Consider the following 17,470-nt stretch of genomic DNA (forward strand, 5'->3'; position numbering starts at 1 on the left):
GCTCAGGCTCCGGCCCACAACTCGTCAACCGCCTTGCGCGCCATGGCCAGCAACACCCGGCGGCGATACTTGACGCCGGTGATGGTGGTCTTGAGTACGTTGGAGGTCTTGCGCACCAATTGGGTCAGGCTTTCGCCCGCCGCCGCGTCCCAGGTTCCACCCACCAGTGAGTCGGTAGAGACCAGCAGCGGCGCCGAATTGGTGCCGGTGATGGCCAGCTTCAGGCCGCTCAGTGTGTCTCCGTCACGCTTCAGCGCCACGGCAATGCCCGCCAGGGGGAAGTCGATGGCGTCACGCACCCGCACCTTGACATAGCGGGCGCGCCAGCCGTCCAGGGGCGGCACCATGACGGCGGCCAGCACCTCGCCCTTCTCCAAGGTCAGATGCCGCTGGCCCACTTCGCGGAACAGCTCGGCCAGCTTCAGGCTCCGCTTGCCGGTGGGGCCGACCACCTCCGCCTCGGCGCCCAGCACCATCAGGGCCGGGGCCACGTCGCCGTGATAGGTGGCGTAGCAGCGATCGGACTTCACCACCACATGGCACTTGTCGCCCTCGTATTTGAGGCAATAGCCATTGCCCGAGCGCCACCATTCCGACTGGTTATAGAACACGCAGCGGGTGTCCTGGCACAGATTGCCGCCCAGGGTGGCGGCGGCGCGATGGGTGGGACCGGCCACCAGTTCGGCGGCCTGGGCCAGCACCGGCCAACCGGACTTGATCGCCTCGCTTTCGGCGATGGCTTCCAGACTGGTTCCGGCGCCGATGCGCAAATTCCCATCGGCCAGGACGGCAATGCCGCTCAGATTGCCGATGGCGGTCATGTCAACCAGGGTGACAGGCTTGCCCAGGCCCCGGCGGAGATTGGGCAGCAGGTCGGTGCCACCGCCCAGGGCCTGGGCGCCATCGGCGGCCAGGGCGGCGACCGCCTCGGCCAGGGTGGCGGGGCGCAGCGTCTTGAAATCGGGCAGGATGTTCATTCCGCGGCCTCCTTGGCGTCCAGCAGTTCGGTGATGGTCTCGGGGCTCAGGGGAAACTTGGTGGCGCGCACGCCCACCGCCTCGAAGACCGCCTCGTGCACGGCGGGCAGGAACCCGGCCAGCATGCCTTCCGACGCCTCCTTGGCGCCGAACGGGCCGTTGGGGTCGATGCTTTCGACGATGATGACCTCGATATCGGGGCTTTCCGCCATGGTCGGCACCCGGTAGTCCAGGATATTGCCGTGGATCATCTTGCCCGAATCGTCATAGCGGGTTTCCTCCGACAGGGCCTGGCCCATGCCCATCCAGACGCCGCCCTGGGTCTGGCCTTCCACCGCCAGGGGATTGAGCGCCTTGCCCACATCCACCGCCACCCACACCTTGTGGGCGGTGACGCGGCCGGTGATCTCGTCGACGCTGGCCTCCACCACCTGGGCGGCATAGCAGAAGCCCATGGTGGCGCCGATGGCGCTGCCCCGGATTTTCTTGTCGCCCTGGAACTCGGTGGGACAAGTGAAGGTGCCTTTCACCGTGATGGTGCCGGTGTCGATCAGGGCGGCCTTGACCACCTCCTGGAAGGTCAGGCCGGGGTCCTGGCTGCCCGAGACCACGAAGATTTCATCAATGACCTCGATATCCTCCTCGCAGGCGTCCAGCTTCTTGGCCGCAGCCTTGACCAGGATGCCCTTCAACTCCTCGGCCGCCGCGATGGAGGCGTTGCCCACCATGAAGGTGACGCGCGAGGAATAGGAGCCGTTATCCTTGGGGGTCAGCGCCGAATCCGCCGAGATCACTCGGATGCGATTCAACCGCACCCCCAGGACCTCGGCCGCCACCTGGGTCGCCATGGTGTTGGAGCCCTGGCCGATATCGGCGGCGCCGGTCAGCAGGGTGATACCGCCGTCGAAATCCAGCTTCAGGTTGACAGTGGCGTGGGGCTCGCCGGTCCAGTGCTTCGGCGTCGAGGTGCCCGAGACGAAATGCGAGCAGGCGATGCCCAGTCCCCGTCCCTTGGGCATGTTGCCCTTGCGCGCCTCCCAGCCCGAGGCCGCCTTGACCTTCTCCAGGCATTCGGGCAGGCCATAGCTCATGACCCGCTGGGCATACATCGTCACATAAGGAATTTCTGGCAACAGATTGATCTGGCGTATTTTCAGGGAGTCGATTCCGAGTTCATCTCCCATCTCAGTCAACAGCGCCTCGAAGGCGGCGCGGGTGTCGACGGTGCCGTGGCCGCGCATGGCGCCACAGGGTGGCGTGTTGGTATAGACCCGCCAGGCGTCGTGCTTGATGGCCGGAATGTGATAGAGCCCGTGCATCAGGGCGCCGGTATAGAGGATGGTGATGATGCCGTATCCGGCATAGGCGCCGCCCGCCTGGGTGGCCTCCAGCGCCAGGGCGGCGATCTTGCCGTCCTTCTTCAGGCCGATCCTCATCTTCACTTCGGTCCAGGGACGGCCGCGATGGGCGATGAAGGTCTCTTCCCGGGTCTGGATCAGCCGCACATTGCCCTTGGCCTTGCGGGCCAGCAGACCGGCGATGATCTCGAAATGCAGGCATTCGGTGCGCGCCCCGAAGCCGCCGCCCAGGAAGGGCTTGATCACCCGGATGCGGGCGGAATCCATTTCCAGGCAGGCCGCCACCTTGAGATGGACGTAATAGGGCACCTGGGTGGTGGTGTTCAGCGTCAACATGTCCCGGACGGGATCGTATTCGGCCAGGGTTGCGTTCAGCTCCATATGGACATGGTTGACCTCGGCGAAGGTGTAGACCTTCTCGCGGATCAGGTCCGCCTCGGCGAAGGCGGCCTCCACATCACCGAACTCGGCATGGACCTCGCGCAGGATGTTGTTGGGCTTGTCGTCGTGGATGGCCACCGCGCCGGGCTTCATGGCCGCCTTGGCGGTGGTATAGGCGGGCAGCGCCTCGTACTCCACCTTGATCAGGCCCAGGGCCTTCTCGGCGGTCAGTTCATCGACGGCGGCGACGGCGGCCACGGGATCGCCGCGATAGCGGACCTTGTCGCGGGCCAGCGGATACTCGTTCTCGGCGATGGGCAGCACGCCGAACGGAACCGGCGTCTCCGCCCCGGTGCAGACGCAGATGACGCCGTCCAGCGCCTCGGCCGCCGTGGTGTCGATGGAGAGAATACGGGCATGGGCGACCGGGCTCCTTAAGATTCGCCCGACCAGGGCGTCCTTGGCGGCGATATCGGCGGTGTACCTGGCCTTGCCGGTGACCTTCTCGACCCCGTCCACCAGGGGGGTGCGGGCGCCGACAGTGCCGTTCTTGGGGAGTTTCACGCTCATTCCGCCGCCTCCCGGCAGGAGGCGCCAGCGGCGGCCTCCACCGATTCGATGATCTTCACATAGCCGGTGCAGCGGCACAGATTGCCCGCCAGCGCCGCCTTGATCTCGTCGCGCGACGGATGCGGATTTTTACGCAGCAGGGCCTCGGCCGCCATGATCATGCCGGGGGTGCAAAAGCCGCACTGGGTGCCCAGCTTTTCGTGAAAAGCGGCCTGGAGCCGGGAAATCACCCCCTGCTTCGCCAGCCCCTCCACGGTCTCGACCCTTTTCCCCGCCACCTGATGCGCCAGGGTGGAACAGGCCAGCCGGGGCCGGTCGTCCACCAGCACGGTGCAGGCGCCACATTCGCCGCCGTCGCAGCCCTGCTTCGAGCCGGTCAGGCCCACCGCCTCGCGCAAGTAATCCAGCAACAGCATGTTGTCGGGCACCAGGTCCTCGCGGGCGCGCCCGTTGAGGGTCAATCGCAGAATGCTTTTCACGGTCGTCCTCCCCGCCCCATTTCGGGGCTTGCTTGCTTATTTGTAGAGCCGCTTGAGCAACCCGATCAGGGTATGGCGCTCGGCCTCGCTCAAGGCCTTGGAAAACTCGCGGTCCTGGGCGGTCACCGCCTGTTCGATGCGGGCCAGCTCATTGCGGCCGAAACTGGTCAGGCGCAGGCAATAGCTGCGGCGATCGGTGGGCGAGGCGTCGCGCACGATCAGCCGCTTGTCCTCCAGCTGGTTGACCACCTTGACGATGGAGGAGCGGTCCACGTCCATGGCCTCGGCCAGGGCGCTTTGGGTCAGGCCCGAATTGTTGGCGATCACCTGCAGCATGCCATAAAGGCCGGGGGTGATACCTTCCGCCGCCGTCACCGTCTGGCCGAAATGCTTGAAGGCCGCCACCTGCGAGCGCCGCAGATGGAATCCCAGCTCATCATCCATGCAGCCATGGGCGACCCCGGGCGCGGCGTCCTCGACGGTCTTCATCTGAGCAAGTTTCATGGCGGCCCACTCCGGCAAATCCCGAGAATATTGTTTACTAGGTCAACGAATTTGGCAACAGGATTGTTTGCCTGGTCAACAATTATCCCCCGTCCTTTTGCCATGAGCCCCCATCCGGGGGCAGGATCATGGTTGACAACGGGCGGGTGGGGTCTGAAATATCCGCACCGCCACGATTCAGCCGAACAGGGGGCTTTCGATGCGTATCGCCTTGATCATGGGACTGGTGCTGGTCTCCACCGCGGCCTTGGCCGAGGAAGAGAAAGTCGTCAACGTCTACAACTGGTCCGACTATGTGGCGCCGGATACCTTGGAGAAATTCACCAAGGCCACCGGCATCAAGGTCAATTACGACGTCTATGACGGCAACGAGATCCTGTCCGCCAAGCTGCAGGCGGGCAAGAGCGGCTATGACGTTGTGTTCCCCTCGGCTTCGCCCTTCCTGGCGACCCAGATCAAGGCGGGCCTGTACCGCAAGCTGGATACCGCCAAGCTGAAGAACTATGCCGGTCTCGACCCCCAGGTCATGAAGACCCTGGCCGCCGTGGCCGATCCCGGCAATGCCTATGCGGTGCCCTATCAGATTTCCGCCACCGGCATCGCCTATAACATCGACAAAGCCGCCAAGGCGGCGCCGGGTCTGGCCTTCAATTCCTGGTCGGTGCTGTTCGATCCGGAAAAAGTCGCCAAGCTGAAGGGCTGCGGCGTCAGCGTGCTGGACGCCCCCACCGAGGTGTTCCCCGCCGCCCTGCTCTATCTCGGCAAGAATGGCGCCAGCCTGGAGACCCCGGACCTCAAGGCCGCCGCCGAGGCGGTCGCCAAGATCAGGCCGTCACTGAAGTATTTCCACTCGTCCAAATACATCAACGACATGGCCAACGGCGACACCTGCATGGCGCACGGCTATGTCGGCGATCTAGTCCAGGCCCGCAACCGCGCCAATGAGGCGGGCAAGGGCGTCAAGCTGGGCATCTTCAAGGCGCCGTGGTCAATATCGACGCCGCCGCCATTCCCAAGGACGCGCCCCATCCCGACAACGCCCATGCCTTCATCGACTTCCTGCTGAAGCCCGAGATCATGGCCGAGATCACCAACACCACCGGCTACGCCAACGCGGTCACCGCGTCCAAGCCGCTGATCAAGAAGGAAATCCTGGCCGATCCGGTGATCTATCCCCCGGCGGAGGTGGTGGCCAAGGAATTCCAGGTTCCGCCCGCCGAACTGACCAAGGAGCGCGAACGCACCCGCCTGTGGACCAGCGTGAAAACCGGCAAGTAATGGCAAGCCAGCCCGCCTTCGCTCCCTGGACCGATCCCCAGGCCAAGCCGCTGATCCGCTTCGAGGCAGTCTCGAAGCGGTTCGGCGATTTCACCGCCGTGGACCGGGTCAGCCTGTCCATCCACAAGGGGGAAATCTTCTCGCTGCTGGGAGCGTCGGGCTGTGGCAAGACCACGCTTTTGCGCATGCTGGCCGGGTTCGAGACGCCCAGCGAGGGCCGCATCTTCATCGACGGCATCGATATCACCAACGTGCCGCCCTATGAGCGGCCGGTGAACATGATGTTCCAGTCCTATGCCCTGTTTCCCCATATGACGGTGGAGGGCAATATCGCCTTCGGCCTGAAGCAGGACAGGCTGCCCAAGGACGTGATCGCCGAGCGGACCAGGGCGGTGCTGGATCTGGTGCAGATGGGCAAGTTCGCCAACCGTAAGCCGCATCAGCTTTCGGGCGGCCAGCGCCAGCGCGTCGCCCTGGCCCGCGCCCTGGCCAAGGAACCCAAGGTGCTGCTGCTGGACGAACCCCTGGGCGCGCTGGACAAGAAGCTGCGCGAGGCGACCCAGTTGGAGCTGGTCAATATCCAGGACCGGGTCGGCGTTACCTTCGTCATGGTCACCCATGACCAGGAAGAGGCCATGACCATGTCGTCGCGCATCGGCGTCATGAATGCGGGCGGCATCCAGCAGGTGGGGACTCCCATCGACATCTACGAATACCCGGAAAGCCGCTTCGTCGCCGATTTCATCGGCGCCGCCAACATGTTCGAGGCCCGGGTGGCGGGAGACCGCGACGGCCGCCTGGTGGTCCACTGCCCCGAACTGGCCCATGACCTCACCATCGACCACGCGGCGCCGCTGGCGGCGGGCACCCCCGTCACCGTCATGGTGCGCCCCGAAAAGGTCGCCATCACCCGCGACATGCCCGCCGAGGGCCTGAACTGGGCCGAGGGCGTGGTCTCGGATATCGCCTATCTGGGCGATGTCTCCATCTTCCATGTCCGCCTCGCCTCGGGCCACAAGATCGAGGCGCTGCAGACCAACCGCCGCCACACCGACGAGCAGAAGCTGACCTGGGACGACAAGGTCTATCTCGGCTGGCATCCGGCCAACGCGCTGGTGCTGACCAAATGACCGGGCGATTCGGGCGCTTCCTGGTGGGGCTGCCGCCCTATGCCTGGCTGGCGCTGTTCTTCCTGGTGCCCTTCCTGATCGTGCTGAAGATCAGCCTGTCGGAACCCTCGGCCGGGGCGCCGCCCTATCTGCCGCTGTGGGAGTGGGACGAGGCCGGAAACCTGGCCTTCCACTTCAATCCGGCCAATTACGGCATGCTGTTCGGCGACGACCTCTACCTGTCGGCCTATCTCAATTCCATCCGTATCGCCGGTATCTCCACCCTGGCCTGCCTGGCGCTGGGCTATCCCGCCGCCTATGCCATCGCCCGGGCGCCGCTGGCCTGGCGCCAGTCGCTGCTGTTGCTGGTGGCGCTGCCGTTCTGGACCTCGTTCCTGATCCGGGTCTATGCCTGGATCGGCATCCTGAAGACCGAGGGCATGCTGAACGCGGTACTGCTGTGGGCCGGGGTGATTTCCGAGCCGCTGCAGATCCTCCAGACCGATCTGGCGGTGATCATCGGCATGACCTATTCCTACCTGCCCTTCATGGTGCTGCCGCTTTACGCCACCTTGGAGAAGATGGACCTGACCTTGCTGGAAGCCGCCGCCGACCTGGGCTGCCGCCCGTTCAAGGCCTTCCTCGCCGTCACCTTGCCGCTATCCATGCCCGGCGTCATCGCCGGATCGCTGCTGGTCTTCATCCCGGCGGTGGGCGAATACGTCATTCCCGACCTGCTGGGTGGCCCCGACACATTGATGATCGGCAAGGTGCTGTGGGCCGAGTTCTTCGACAATCGCGACTGGCCGGTGGCCTCGGCGGTGGCCATCGCCATGCTGGTGCTGCTGGTGGCGCCGATCATGATCATCCAGAACGCCAGGACCAAGGCCGAGGAGAAGGCCGAGGGGAGGACGGGGCGATGATCCTGCGCGGCCTGCTGATCCTGGCCTATGCCTTCCTCTACATCCCCATCGCGGTGATGATCGTCTTTTCGTTCAACGCCTCCAAGCTGGTCACGGTGTGGGGCGGCTTTTCCACCAAGTGGTATGGCGAACTGCTGCATGACGAGAAGGTGCTGGACGCCGCCTGGCTCAGCCTCAAGGTCGCCCTGGCCAGCGCCACCCTGGCCACCGTTCTCGGTACCCTGGCCGCCGTGGTGCTGGTGCGCTTCACCCGTTTCTTCGGCCGCACCCTGTTCACCGGCATGGTCACCGCGCCGCTGGTGATGCCGGAAGTCATCACCGGCCTGTCGCTGCTGCTGCTGTTCGTCGCCATGGAGGCCGCCTTCGGCTGGCCCGCCGGTCGCTCCGTCACCACCATCGTCCTGGCTCATGCCACTTTCAGCCTGGCCTTCGTCACCGTGGTGGTGCGCTCGCGCCTCGCCACCATGGACCGCTCGCTGGAGGAGGCCGCCATGGATCTGGGGGCGCGGCCCCTGAAGGTCTTCCTCACCATCACCTTGCCGCTGATCGCGCCGTCGCTGCTGGCGGGCTGGCTGCTGGCCTTCACCCTGTCCATCGACGACGTGGTGATTTCCGCCTTCGTCTCCGGCCCCGGCGCCACGCCGCTGCCCATCGTGATCTTTTCCAAGGTTCGCCTGGGCGTCAGCCCCGAGATCAACGCGCTCGCCACCATCGTGGTGGCGGTGGTGGCCGTGGCCATGGTGGTGGCGGGCCGGGTGGCATTGAGGAAGGACGAGGCCCGCACGGGCTGAATCCGCCTGCTATCCCTTAAATGATACAAAATCCCGGTTGCCCTGTGACGCATCATCATTAGGATGTGGCAGCCGTTTTTCCCTTGATCAGGTTGCCTGATGAACCGCCGCCTTGGTGATATCCTTGCCCAAGTCTTCGATCGGCTTCGCCCCAAGGCGAAATCCCTGATCATCACCGTCTATGGCGACGCCATTCTGCATCACGGCGGCTCGGCCTGGCTGGGCAGCGTCATCAATCTGGTGGAGCCGCTGGGCCTGAACGAGCGCATCGTGCGGACCTCGGTGTTCCGCCTGTCCAAGGAAGAGTGGCTGGCGTCGAGCCAGATCGGACGGCGCAGCTATTACCGCCTGACCGAGCAGGGCCGCCGCCGCTTCGAGGCCGCTAACAGCCGCATCTATTTCCATGTCAGCCAGCCCTGGGATGGTGGTTGGACCCTGGTCATCACCAACACGGCCGGACTTGATCCCGACACCCGCGACATGATCCGGCGCAATCTCGGCTGGACGGGATTCGGACAGTTGGCGCCCGGGATCATGCTGCATCCCGACCCCGACAAGGGCGTCATGCGCCAGATCCTGACCGATCTCGGCGTATCGGATCAGGCGGTGGTGATGACGGGGGGCACCGAGGCCGGTTTCTCCACCGCCGCGCTGGAAGCCATGATCCATGGCTGCTGGGACCTGAAGCGCCTCGCCGCCGATTACGACGAGTTCCTCGATATCTTCCGGCCGCTGTGGCAAAGCCTGTCGGCCAATGGCGAGTTGGACCCGGAACTGTGCTTCGTGGTCCGCACCCTGCTGATGCACGGCTATCGTCGCGCCCTGCTGCGCGATCCCATGCTGCCCGACGAGTTGCTGCCCGCCAACTGGCCCGGCACCGCCGCACGCGCGCTGTGCCGCAATCTCTATCGCCTGGTCCAGGCCGCGGCCGAAACCCATGTGATGACCATGCTGGAAACCGCCGAAGGCCCGGTGCCCGAGGCCCATCCCAGCTATTTCACCCGCTTCGGCGGCCTTCAGTCCGCCGACTGATATCCCTCGGCGCTTCACTCGACCCTGAGCGGGCAAGATGCCCGCGCTCCGACACAGATCGGAGCGCGGCCGTCCCGGCCGCCGTTCCCACCGGAGGAACTCCAACGAGCCCTTATTGGGCCGCCCCCATCCCTTTTGGGTAGGCCCACCCTCCCCTTGGCTAATATTGCGCAAATTTTTTGACTCTTGCGCATTTTTTGCATTACGTTTGTAAAAAATGCATAACGCCGACAGGCGCTGGGAGGAGTCAAACCCATGCTGGATAAGGTATCCGTCCAACGGAAATCGGTCCCGACCTATTGCTACAACTGCGTCGCCGGTCCTGACCTGATGTGCGTCACGGTCGAGGATGGCGTGGCGGTATCGGTTTCTCCCAACCATGCCGGGGTCGGCATCCACCCCGCCGATGGGCGGCCCTGCGTCAAGGCCTATGGCCTGGTGCAGAAGACCTATAATCCGAACCGGGTCCTGACCCCCATGAAACGCACCAACCCGAAAAAGGGGCGCCACGAGGACCCAGGCTTCGTCGCCATTTCGTGGGACGAGGCCCTGGACATGGTGGCGGCCAAGCTGCGGAGCCTGCGCGAGGCCGGACTGCTCAACGCCCAGGGCATGCCGCGCCTTGCCGCCACCTTCGGCCATGGCGGCACCCCGGCCAATTACATGGGCACCCTGCCCGCCCTGCTGGCGGCCTGGGGGCCCATCGACTTCAGCTTCGGCTCGGGCCAGGGCGTCAAATGCGTCCATTCCGAACATCTCTACGGCGAGTATTGGCATCGCGCCTTCACCGTCTGCGCCGATACGGTGCACACCAATTTCATCGTCTCGTTCGGAACCAATGTGGAGGTGTCGGGCGGCCCCTGCGCCGTGCGCCGCCATGCCGATGCCCGGGTGCGCGGCATCAAGCGGGTACAGGTGGAGCCGCATCTGTCGCCCACCGGCGCCTGTTCCGCCCAATGGGTGCCCATCCGGCCCAAGACCGACCCCGCCTTCATGTTCGCCATGCTGAACGTGATGCTGCACGAGGCGCCACGCGCGGCCCTCGACCTCGACTTCTTGCGATCCCGCACCGCCTCGCCCTATCTGGTGGGGCCGGACGGCTATTACCTGCGCGATCCCGACACCGCCAAGCCGCTGATCTGGGACACACTCAGCGGGGGGCCGGTGCCGTTCGACCACGCGAGCGCCGTTCCAGCGCTGGAGGGCAGCTTCACCGTCACCCGCGCCATCAGCCAGCTCCCCGACGGCGAGACCGCGACGCACGACTCAGCTCCGGCGCGGCCCAGCTTCGCCGTGCTGGTGGACGCCATGGCGCCCTATACCCCCGACTGGGCGGCCCAGGTCTGCGACGTTCCCGCCGCCACCATCCGGGGTGTGGCGCTGGAATACCTGGAGAATGCCTGCGTCGGCCAGACCATCGAGGTGGATGGCAAGACCCTGCCCTTCCGCCCGGTGGCGGTGACCCTGGGCAAGACCGTCAACAACGGCTGGGGCGCCTATGAATGCTGCTGGGCGCGCACGGTGCTGGCCACCTTGGTGGGGGCGCTGGAAGTGCCGGGCGGCACGCTGGGCACCACGGTGCGGCTCAACCGCCCCTTCGAGAACCGTCTGAAAAGCGTCAAGCCGGGCGTCGACGGCTTCATGAACGCCCAGATGAACAGCACCACCAAGGGCAAATGGGCCGACAAGCCCAAGGGGCGCAACGCCCATACCACCCTGATCCCCATCGTCGGCGATTCATCCTGGGCGCAAGCCTTGGGGCCGACCCATCTGGCCTGGATGTTCCTGAAGGAGGCCCCCGGCGAGTGGGAAGCCCCCGAGCCCCCCGACGTGTGGATCGCCTATCGCACCAATCCGGCGGTGTCGTTCTGGGACACCAGCCAGTTGACCGACAACATGGCCAAGATGCCGTTCGTGGTGGCCTTCGCCTATACCATGGACGAGACCAACCACATGGCCGATGTGCTGCTGCCCGAGGCCACCGACCTGGAAAGTACCCAGCTGATCCGGGCGGGCGGCACCAAATTCGTCGAGCAGCATTGGGCCCATCACGGCTTCGTGCTGCGCCAGCCCGCCGTCGAGCCCATGGGCGAATCCCGCGACTTCACCTGGATCACCACCGAACTGGCCCGCCGCACCGGCCTGCTGGAGGGCTACAACAAAGCCATCAACCGGGGCGCGGCGCTGGTGCCGCTGAAAGGCGAGGGCTTCGACTTCAGCCTGGCCGAGGACCAGGCCCACGGCGTTGACGAGATCTGGGACGCGGTGTGCAAGGCCGCCACTGCCTCGCTGACCGGCGGAAGCGAGGTCAAGGACCTGGACTGGATGAAGGAGAACGGCTTCTTCGTGGTGCCCTTCACCCGCGACGACTGGTACCTGCACCCCACCATGGTGGAGCAGAATCTGCGCTATGAACTGCCCTATCAGGAACGGCTGATGCGGGTGGGCGAGGAACTGGGCCGCCGCCTGCACGAGGCCGGCATTTACTGGTGGGACGAGCAGTTGGAGGAATACCAGGGCATTCCCCATTGGCACGACGTGCCCGGCCGCTGGGTGAAGGCGGTGGAAAAGGCGGGCGCCGACCCGGCCGACTTCCCGTTCTGGGGCATCACCACCAAGACCATGCCCTACACCACCGGCAACAATGCGGGCATCCCGCTGATGAACGAGGTAGCGGGCAATCTGCGCGGCCACGGCTCGGTGATCATCAACGCATCCTCCGCCCGCAAGCTGGGCATCCAGGACGGCGACCGGGTCGAGGTCAGTTCAGTGGTTGGCTCCACCCGGGGCAAGGCCGCCCTGGTCCAGGGCTGCCGCCCCGACACCATCGTCATTCCCGGCCAGTTCCAGCACTGGAAGACCCCCTTCGCCAAGGACCTCGCCTTCCCGTCGCTCAACGCCATTTCGCAGATGTCACTGGACCTCACCGACGCCACCGGCTCGGGCGCCGATGTGGTGCGGGTGGCGGTGCGCAAGCTGGACGTGGGAGAAGAGCCATGAGCGCCGCCAGCATGGATCACCCCCTCGCCGCCGAGGGCCACAGCCCGCCCGCCACCGCCGCCATGGCCGAGGTGGTGGTGGAGCGCTGGTGCGCCGGCATCGCCGAGGACGGGCTGGACTGGGCCGCCGCCGAGCTGCCGGTCAGCCTGGACTATAACGGCCTGTCCCATGCGGTGATGCTGGCCTCGCCCGCGGACCTGGAAGACTTCGCCCTGGGCTTCAGCCTGACCGAGGCCATCGTGACACGGCCGGGCGACATCCTGGACCTGAGCGTCTCCACCGTCGCCAACGGAATCAGGGTCGAGATGCGCATTCCCGAGCGCCGCTTCCACGCCCTGAAGCAGCGACGGCGCTCGCTGGCCGGGCGCACCGGCTGTGGCTTGTGCGGCACCGAAAGCCTGGCCCAGGTGTTCCGCCCCATGGCCCCGGTGCGCAGCCGCGCCAGCCTGGAGCCCCAGGCCATCCAGCGCGGCTTCGTCGATCTGGCCGCCGCCCAGGATCTGCAACGCTGGACCGGCGCCACCCACGCCGCAGGATGGATCGACGCCCAGGGCCGAATGTCGCTATCGCGCGAGGATGTGGGCCGTCACAACGCCCTGGACAAGCTGATCGGCGCCCTGGCCGCCCGGGGAGAGGATTTGGGGAGCGGCGCGGTGGTGATCACCAGCCGCGCCAGTTCGGAAATGGTGCAAAAGGCCGCCAGCGTCGGCATCGGCATCCTGGCCGCCATCAGCGCCCCGACCCTGACCGCCATCGAACTGGCCCGCGATCTCGACCTGACCCTGCTGGGATTCGCCCGCCAGAACCGCCACGTCCTCTATGCCGGGCCGCAGCGCATCCGCCGGGGAGAGCCGTCATGACCCGCTATGTCATGGTCGCCGATCTGCGCCGCTGCGTCGGCTGCCAGACCTGCACCGCGTCGTGCAAGGAGACCAACGGCACGCCCCCCGGCGTGCAATGGCGCCGCGTCCTCGACCTGGAAGCGGGGGACTATCCCGAGGTCAGCCGGGTTTTCGTCCCCACCGGCTGCCAGCATTGCGACCAGCCCCCCTGCGCCGAGGTCTGCCCGTCGACCGCCACCGCCAAGCGCGCCGATGGGCTGGTGACCATCGACTACGATATCTGCATCGGCTGCGGCTATTGCGCCATCTCGTGTCCCTACGAGGCCCGCTACAAGGTGGATTCGGCCCAGTTCGCCTATGGCGGATCGGCGGTGGACAGCGAACGGATCAAGTTCGACCCGGCCAGGATCGGCGTCGCCACCAAATGCACCTTCTGCATCGACCGCATCGATAGCGGGGTGGCGGCGGGCAAGCTGCCCGGCCGCGACCCCGAGGCCACCCCCGCCTGCGTCAATGCCTGCCTGTCGGGGGCGCTTCGCTTCGGCGATCTGCATGACAAGGACAGCGCGGTCACCCGCCTGATCGCCGAGAACCAGTGGTTCCGCATGCATGAGGACGAGGGCACCGGACCGGGCTTCTATTACCTGTGGGACAAGGAACAGCCATGAAACAGATCAACACCGCCAAGCGGCAGCGCTTCTGGGACCTGCGGGCGGCGGGCAACTTCATCGGCGGCGGCACCGGCACCGGAATGCTGCTGGGCGCGGTGGCGGCCTCGGTCCTGGGCCTGGACATCACCATCCCCCTGGTGGTCGGCCTGGGCTTCGTCATGGCGGGCCTGTCCCTGGTCTGGCTGGAGATCGGCAAGCCCTGGCGGGCGCTGAATGTCTTCTTCCATCCCCAGACATCGTGGATGACCCGCGAAGGCATCCTGGCCGGGCCGCTGGCGCTGGCCACCGCCGGATATGTGCTGTTCGGTCCCCCTGTCCTGCTGCCCGTCATCGCGGGGCTGGCCGCCGGATTCCTGTACTGCCAGGCCCGCATCCTGCGCGCGGCGCGGGGCATCCCCGCCTGGAAGCATCCCCGCTCCCTGCCGCTGATCGTCGTGACCGGCCTGGCCGAGGGCAGCGGCCTGCTCCTGCTATTGGTCTCGCCACCCCCCATCCTGATCATCGCCGCCCTGGCGGCGGGTCTGGCGCGCGAGGTGGCGCTGGCCGCCTATCTCAAGGGGCTGGCCAAGGATGGCGCCCCCCAGGCCAGCCAGGAGGTGTTCACCGCCCGTCCCGCCCGGCTGGCGCGTCAGGCGGGCTGGGCCGGTCTAGCGCTGCTGGCCGTGGCGTTCGCGTTCGATCTGGGAGCGATGGCGGCGGCCGGGGGCGTGCTGTCGGCCGCCTCGGGTTGGGGATTGAAGGCCTTGCTGGTGACCCGCGCCGCCTTTACCAGGGGGCCGCGCATCACCCATACCCCGGTGCGCGGGCGGGGCCTCAGCCGGGTGGTCGAGGCCTAATACAATCCCTTGGAATTGAGGAAGACAGCGGCGCGGTGATCGTCGGACAGGGTGTGGCCGACGATCCATTCCTGCAGGAAGGTGAGAATCTCCACCTCGCTGTAGCCCAGTCCCTTGGCGATGGACTCCTGCATCTCCTCAAGCTGTTGCATCAGCTTGGCATGGCGCGATCGATGGCCGGGCAAATCAGGATATTTGTAGCGGATCATCAATCCCTCTTCCTCGCCGAAATGGAAGCGGGCGTATTCACACAGCAGCCCCATGTTTTCCGCCACATCGGCGTGGGGCGAACGCCGCTCCATCAGATCGAGCACGGAATTGGCGATCTCGAACAGACGGCGATGATGGGCGTCGATGCGCTGCACCCCCACTGAATACTCGTCATGCCATTTGATCAGCACCCGGGCATGCTCGCCCGCCTCGACCATGGCGCGCGAGCGCTTGGTGCTGGCCTCGAACAACTTCCAACGCACCGAGGGAATGTCACGCAGGGAATGGGCAGGAACCTTGAACACCTCGCAGGGCTCCAGACTGCGAATCCGCAGCAGGCTGGGGGTATTGAAGATCGCGGTTTCCTCGCCGAAGAAGTCGCCGCTTTTCAGGGTCTCGAACATATGGTCGCCGAGGAAACGCCCGGCGCTGCCCGACTTGATCATCCCCACCATATCGTTGCCGACATCGATCACCTCGTCGGCCTTGATCGTGCAGGTGCTGATCGACTGGGCGATGCGGTTCAGAGACTTGGACGACACCACTTCGCCGAACAGACTGGTGCGCATCAGGAATTCGCGATGCTCCACCAGCCGCGAGACACCATGGAAAACGTCGTTGCGCCGCACGAATTCGGAATACAGCGAACAGGGAATAGCCAGCGCCTGCACGAAACTGGCGGCGCGATAGGTCTCGGACGCGGCGGCGCCGAACAGGCCGGACAACTCGCCGATCAAGGCCCCCGCCGAGAGCACGGAACGCATCTCGATCTCGATGGGGATCATCTCGACACTGCCAGACAGCAGCAGATAGATCTGGTCGTTGACCAACCTTTCCTTCACCAGGATGGTGCCGGGATTGAAGGTTACCACCGGGTTGTTCAGCAATACCCGGATCTGGTGGCGGGGAATGCCGGGGAAATAAGCATCCAGCGCCTCATAGGCATAGGGCCAGATGAAATCGTGGTTGGACGGGATCAGGACATCCATGGTGCCGAACGAGGCCGACGAGCCGATGGCCTTCTGGGCCCGGGTATTGCGCTGCGAGGTATGGGCCAGGATGATCTTGCCCGAGGCGTCGTCGCGGAAATCATAGGCGTCGCCATGGATCATGCCGCCGCCCACGTCGATCTTCTTCACATCGGCCGGTTCGGAATAATCCTTGATGACCTGCTCATACATGGCCTGGCTGATGCCCGGCACCTTGGGATCCTCGGTGATGAACCCCTGCAACACCGACAACCGCGCGATATCGGCCATATGGCAATAAGTGCGGTAGCCGTTCTCCCACATGGCGCGGAAACGCATGATGGTGGTTTCCACCGGATGGGGCGAGAAAACCGGCATCACCTCCAGCCCCTCGATATGGTTCCACTCCCCCTCGGTCAGTTCACAGACGTCGAAATAATCGCCGAACGCCTCTTCCTCGATGGACAGCAGGGCCGCAACCTTCTTGGCCACCGAGGCCTTCACCAGCGGTGAGGCGTAGTATTTCAGCTTGTGGTCCGAACGGATCAGGGTGGTCAGTCCGGCGAAGTGGTCGTCGTGGGAATGGGTATGGAAGATACCTTCGATCTCGTTGACGCCGATCCCCAGCGCGTTGAGCGAGTAAAGGATGTTTGGCCCGGCATCCACCAGATAGACCTTGCCCTGGAACATCAGGATCGAGGCCATGCTGGGACGGTTGATGTCCCAGCCATCCCCCTCGCCGCAATGGATCACCGCGAAATACTCGCGACGCAGGCGATAGAAGCCAAGGGGATAAGGCGCCTCATAGGTCTCGAACGACGGCAGGTTCAAATCCACCACCGCCGTCTCGCCCTGATAGGAAAACTCGAAGACGTTGAACAGCATGCGCCGCACATGCACCCCGTTGCGAATCTCCACCGGGTCGGTGTCCACCACCAAAGTGTCCAGCAGATCACCGGGATGGCGGATTTGGCCGAAGGCGAAGCGCAGCTTCATCCGCATCAGCTCGCGGGCCCGTTCGGGCGTCGCCCCCGCCTCGATGATCTCCTCCTCGGTGACCAGCCCGTAATTGCCGCGATAGATGTACTGCATCTGGGCCTGGACCTGATCGGCACTGCCGATCAGCAAGGGCTTGCAGCCAGTGTTTCCCGGGTGGTTAGGCAGGATCATGCCCTGGCGATAGAGCATCTGCAGCACCGGAAACTCCGCCAGATTGGAGAAGTTGCCGTTCTGCACCATGGCATCGGACAGCAAGATGGCGTTGGGGCCGGTCTCGAATGGCACGCCATTGGACTCGGTCGAGACGATCAGTCCCCGCTTCATCAGATGCTTGACCGCATCGGCGGGACAGCCGCAGAGAATAAAGACCCCGGCCTGAGGAGCCTCGATCCACCAGACGCCGGTGGTTACTTCGATCTTACGCAGCAGCGGCACCCGCTCCTCCAAGCATGGCGGCGAAGAAGTGACGATCCCGCAAAGGGTTCCCGCCCATCCGGTTACGTCATTCTACCTATATATCACGGGAGCGTTAACGAAACACC

The 17,470-nt window shown here is 65.2% G+C and carries 13 protein-coding genes and 1 pseudogene; 9 read left to right on the plus strand and 5 right to left on the minus strand.

Features of this window, described 5'->3' with window-relative positions:
• Positions 1 to 2: 2 nt before the first annotated feature.
• The 4 genes from hcrB to A6A04_RS18790 are packed head-to-tail and all read right to left on the minus strand — an operon-like array spanning position 3 to position 4,269.
• The gene (hcrB, locus tag A6A04_RS18775; protein ID WP_068495549.1) at positions 3 to 977 is read right to left on the minus strand and encodes a 4-hydroxybenzoyl-CoA reductase subunit beta; all 975 of its coding nucleotides are present in this window, start codon (positions 975 to 977) and stop codon (positions 3 to 5) included.
• Positions 974 to 3,286 carry a 4-hydroxybenzoyl-CoA reductase subunit alpha gene (gene hcrA / locus A6A04_RS18780; RefSeq protein ID WP_068495550.1) on the minus strand — a complete coding sequence of 771 codons (2,313 nt, stop codon included), beginning with the start codon at positions 3,284 to 3,286 and terminating at the stop codon, positions 974 to 976. Before hcrA ends, hcrB begins: the two co-directional genes overlap by 4 nt.
• Positions 3,283 to 3,765: a 4-hydroxybenzoyl-CoA reductase subunit gamma gene (hcrC, locus tag A6A04_RS18785; protein WP_068495551.1), complete on the minus strand. Its 483-nt coding sequence runs from the start codon at positions 3,763 to 3,765 to the stop codon at positions 3,283 to 3,285. The genes hcrA and hcrC overlap by 4 nt, the downstream gene beginning before the upstream one ends.
• A gap of 36 nt (positions 3,766 to 3,801) precedes the next feature.
• Complete coding sequence (locus A6A04_RS18790; protein WP_068495552.1) at positions 3,802 to 4,269, minus strand: MarR family winged helix-turn-helix transcriptional regulator; 468 nt, start codon at positions 4,267 to 4,269, stop codon at positions 3,802 to 3,804.
• Positions 4,270 to 4,486: 217 nt separating this feature from the next.
• Here A6A04_RS18790 and A6A04_RS18795 point away from each other — a divergent pair.
• From A6A04_RS18795 to A6A04_RS18835, 9 genes and pseudogenes are all read left to right on the plus strand, one after another.
• A pseudogene (locus A6A04_RS18795) lies at positions 4,487 to 5,547 on the plus strand (polyamine ABC transporter substrate-binding protein).
• On the plus strand, positions 5,547 to 6,677 hold the full coding sequence (locus tag A6A04_RS18800; RefSeq protein WP_068495553.1) for an ABC transporter ATP-binding protein: 1,131 nt from the start codon (positions 5,547 to 5,549) through the stop codon (positions 6,675 to 6,677). The pseudogene A6A04_RS18795 and the gene A6A04_RS18800 overlap by 1 nt, the downstream one beginning before the upstream one ends.
• Positions 6,674 to 7,579 carry an ABC transporter permease subunit gene (locus A6A04_RS18805; RefSeq protein WP_068495554.1) on the plus strand — a complete coding sequence of 302 codons (906 nt, stop codon included), beginning with the start codon at positions 6,674 to 6,676 and terminating at the stop codon, positions 7,577 to 7,579. Before A6A04_RS18800 ends, A6A04_RS18805 begins: the two co-directional genes overlap by 4 nt.
• Complete coding sequence (locus A6A04_RS18810; protein ID WP_068495555.1) at positions 7,576 to 8,370, plus strand: ABC transporter permease subunit; 795 nt, start codon at positions 7,576 to 7,578, stop codon at positions 8,368 to 8,370. Before A6A04_RS18805 ends, A6A04_RS18810 begins: the two co-directional genes overlap by 4 nt.
• 99 nt (positions 8,371 to 8,469) lie before the next feature.
• On the plus strand, positions 8,470 to 9,402 hold the full coding sequence (gene paaX / locus A6A04_RS18815) for a phenylacetic acid degradation operon negative regulatory protein PaaX (RefSeq protein WP_068495556.1): 933 nt from the start codon (positions 8,470 to 8,472) through the stop codon (positions 9,400 to 9,402).
• Positions 9,403 to 9,657: 255 nt separating this feature from the next.
• Positions 9,658 to 12,402: a molybdopterin-dependent oxidoreductase gene (locus A6A04_RS18820; RefSeq protein ID WP_068495557.1), complete on the plus strand. Its 2,745-nt coding sequence runs from the start codon at positions 9,658 to 9,660 to the stop codon at positions 12,400 to 12,402.
• A complete protein-coding gene (gene fdhD, locus A6A04_RS18825; RefSeq protein ID WP_068495558.1) occupies positions 12,399 to 13,262 on the plus strand; it encodes a formate dehydrogenase accessory sulfurtransferase FdhD in 864 nt (287 codons plus the stop codon). Before A6A04_RS18820 ends, fdhD begins: the two co-directional genes overlap by 4 nt.
• Positions 13,259 to 13,912 (plus strand): 4Fe-4S dicluster domain-containing protein, encoded by a 654-nt coding sequence (locus tag A6A04_RS18830; protein ID WP_068495559.1) that lies wholly within the window; start codon positions 13,259 to 13,261, stop codon positions 13,910 to 13,912. Before fdhD ends, A6A04_RS18830 begins: the two co-directional genes overlap by 4 nt.
• Positions 13,909 to 14,751, plus strand: a complete 843-nt coding sequence (locus tag A6A04_RS18835) for a hypothetical protein (RefSeq protein ID WP_068495560.1) — start codon at positions 13,909 to 13,911, stop codon at positions 14,749 to 14,751. Before A6A04_RS18830 ends, A6A04_RS18835 begins: the two co-directional genes overlap by 4 nt.
• On the opposite strand, the gene A6A04_RS18840 is transcribed toward A6A04_RS18835, so the two are convergent.
• Positions 14,748 to 17,363 carry a bacteriohemerythrin gene (locus A6A04_RS18840; RefSeq protein WP_068495680.1) on the minus strand — a complete coding sequence of 872 codons (2,616 nt, stop codon included), beginning with the start codon at positions 17,361 to 17,363 and terminating at the stop codon, positions 14,748 to 14,750. The genes A6A04_RS18835 and A6A04_RS18840 overlap by 4 nt on opposite strands.
• Positions 17,364 to 17,470: the final 107 nt, after the last annotated feature.

Source organism: Paramagnetospirillum marisnigri (genome assembly GCF_001650715.1).
Classification (GTDB): domain Bacteria; phylum Pseudomonadota; class Alphaproteobacteria; order Rhodospirillales; family Magnetospirillaceae; genus Phaeospirillum; species Phaeospirillum marisnigri.

Bases quoted from the DNA above. Each gene is read 5' to 3' on its own strand.
- hcrB (WP_068495549.1), bottom strand. From the start codon at position 977: ATGAACATCCTGCCCGATTTCAAGACGCTGCGCCCCGCCACCCTGGCC.
- hcrA (WP_068495550.1), bottom strand. From the start codon at position 3,286: ATGAGCGTGAAACTCCCCAAGAACGGCACTGTCGGCGCCCGCACCCCC.
- A6A04_RS18790 (WP_068495552.1), bottom strand. From the start codon at position 4,269: ATGAAACTTGCTCAGATGAAGACCGTCGAGGACGCCGCGCCCGGGGTC.
- A6A04_RS18800 (WP_068495553.1), top strand. From the start codon at position 5,547: ATGGCAAGCCAGCCCGCCTTCGCTCCCTGGACCGATCCCCAGGCCAAG.
- A6A04_RS18805 (WP_068495554.1), top strand. From the start codon at position 6,674: ATGACCGGGCGATTCGGGCGCTTCCTGGTGGGGCTGCCGCCCTATGCC.
- A6A04_RS18810 (WP_068495555.1), top strand. From the start codon at position 7,576: ATGATCCTGCGCGGCCTGCTGATCCTGGCCTATGCCTTCCTCTACATC.
- paaX (WP_068495556.1), top strand. From the start codon at position 8,470: ATGAACCGCCGCCTTGGTGATATCCTTGCCCAAGTCTTCGATCGGCTT.
- A6A04_RS18820 (WP_068495557.1), top strand. From the start codon at position 9,658: ATGCTGGATAAGGTATCCGTCCAACGGAAATCGGTCCCGACCTATTGC.
- fdhD (WP_068495558.1), top strand. From the start codon at position 12,399: ATGAGCGCCGCCAGCATGGATCACCCCCTCGCCGCCGAGGGCCACAGC.
- A6A04_RS18830 (WP_068495559.1), top strand. From the start codon at position 13,259: ATGACCCGCTATGTCATGGTCGCCGATCTGCGCCGCTGCGTCGGCTGC.
- A6A04_RS18835 (WP_068495560.1), top strand. From the start codon at position 13,909: ATGAAACAGATCAACACCGCCAAGCGGCAGCGCTTCTGGGACCTGCGG.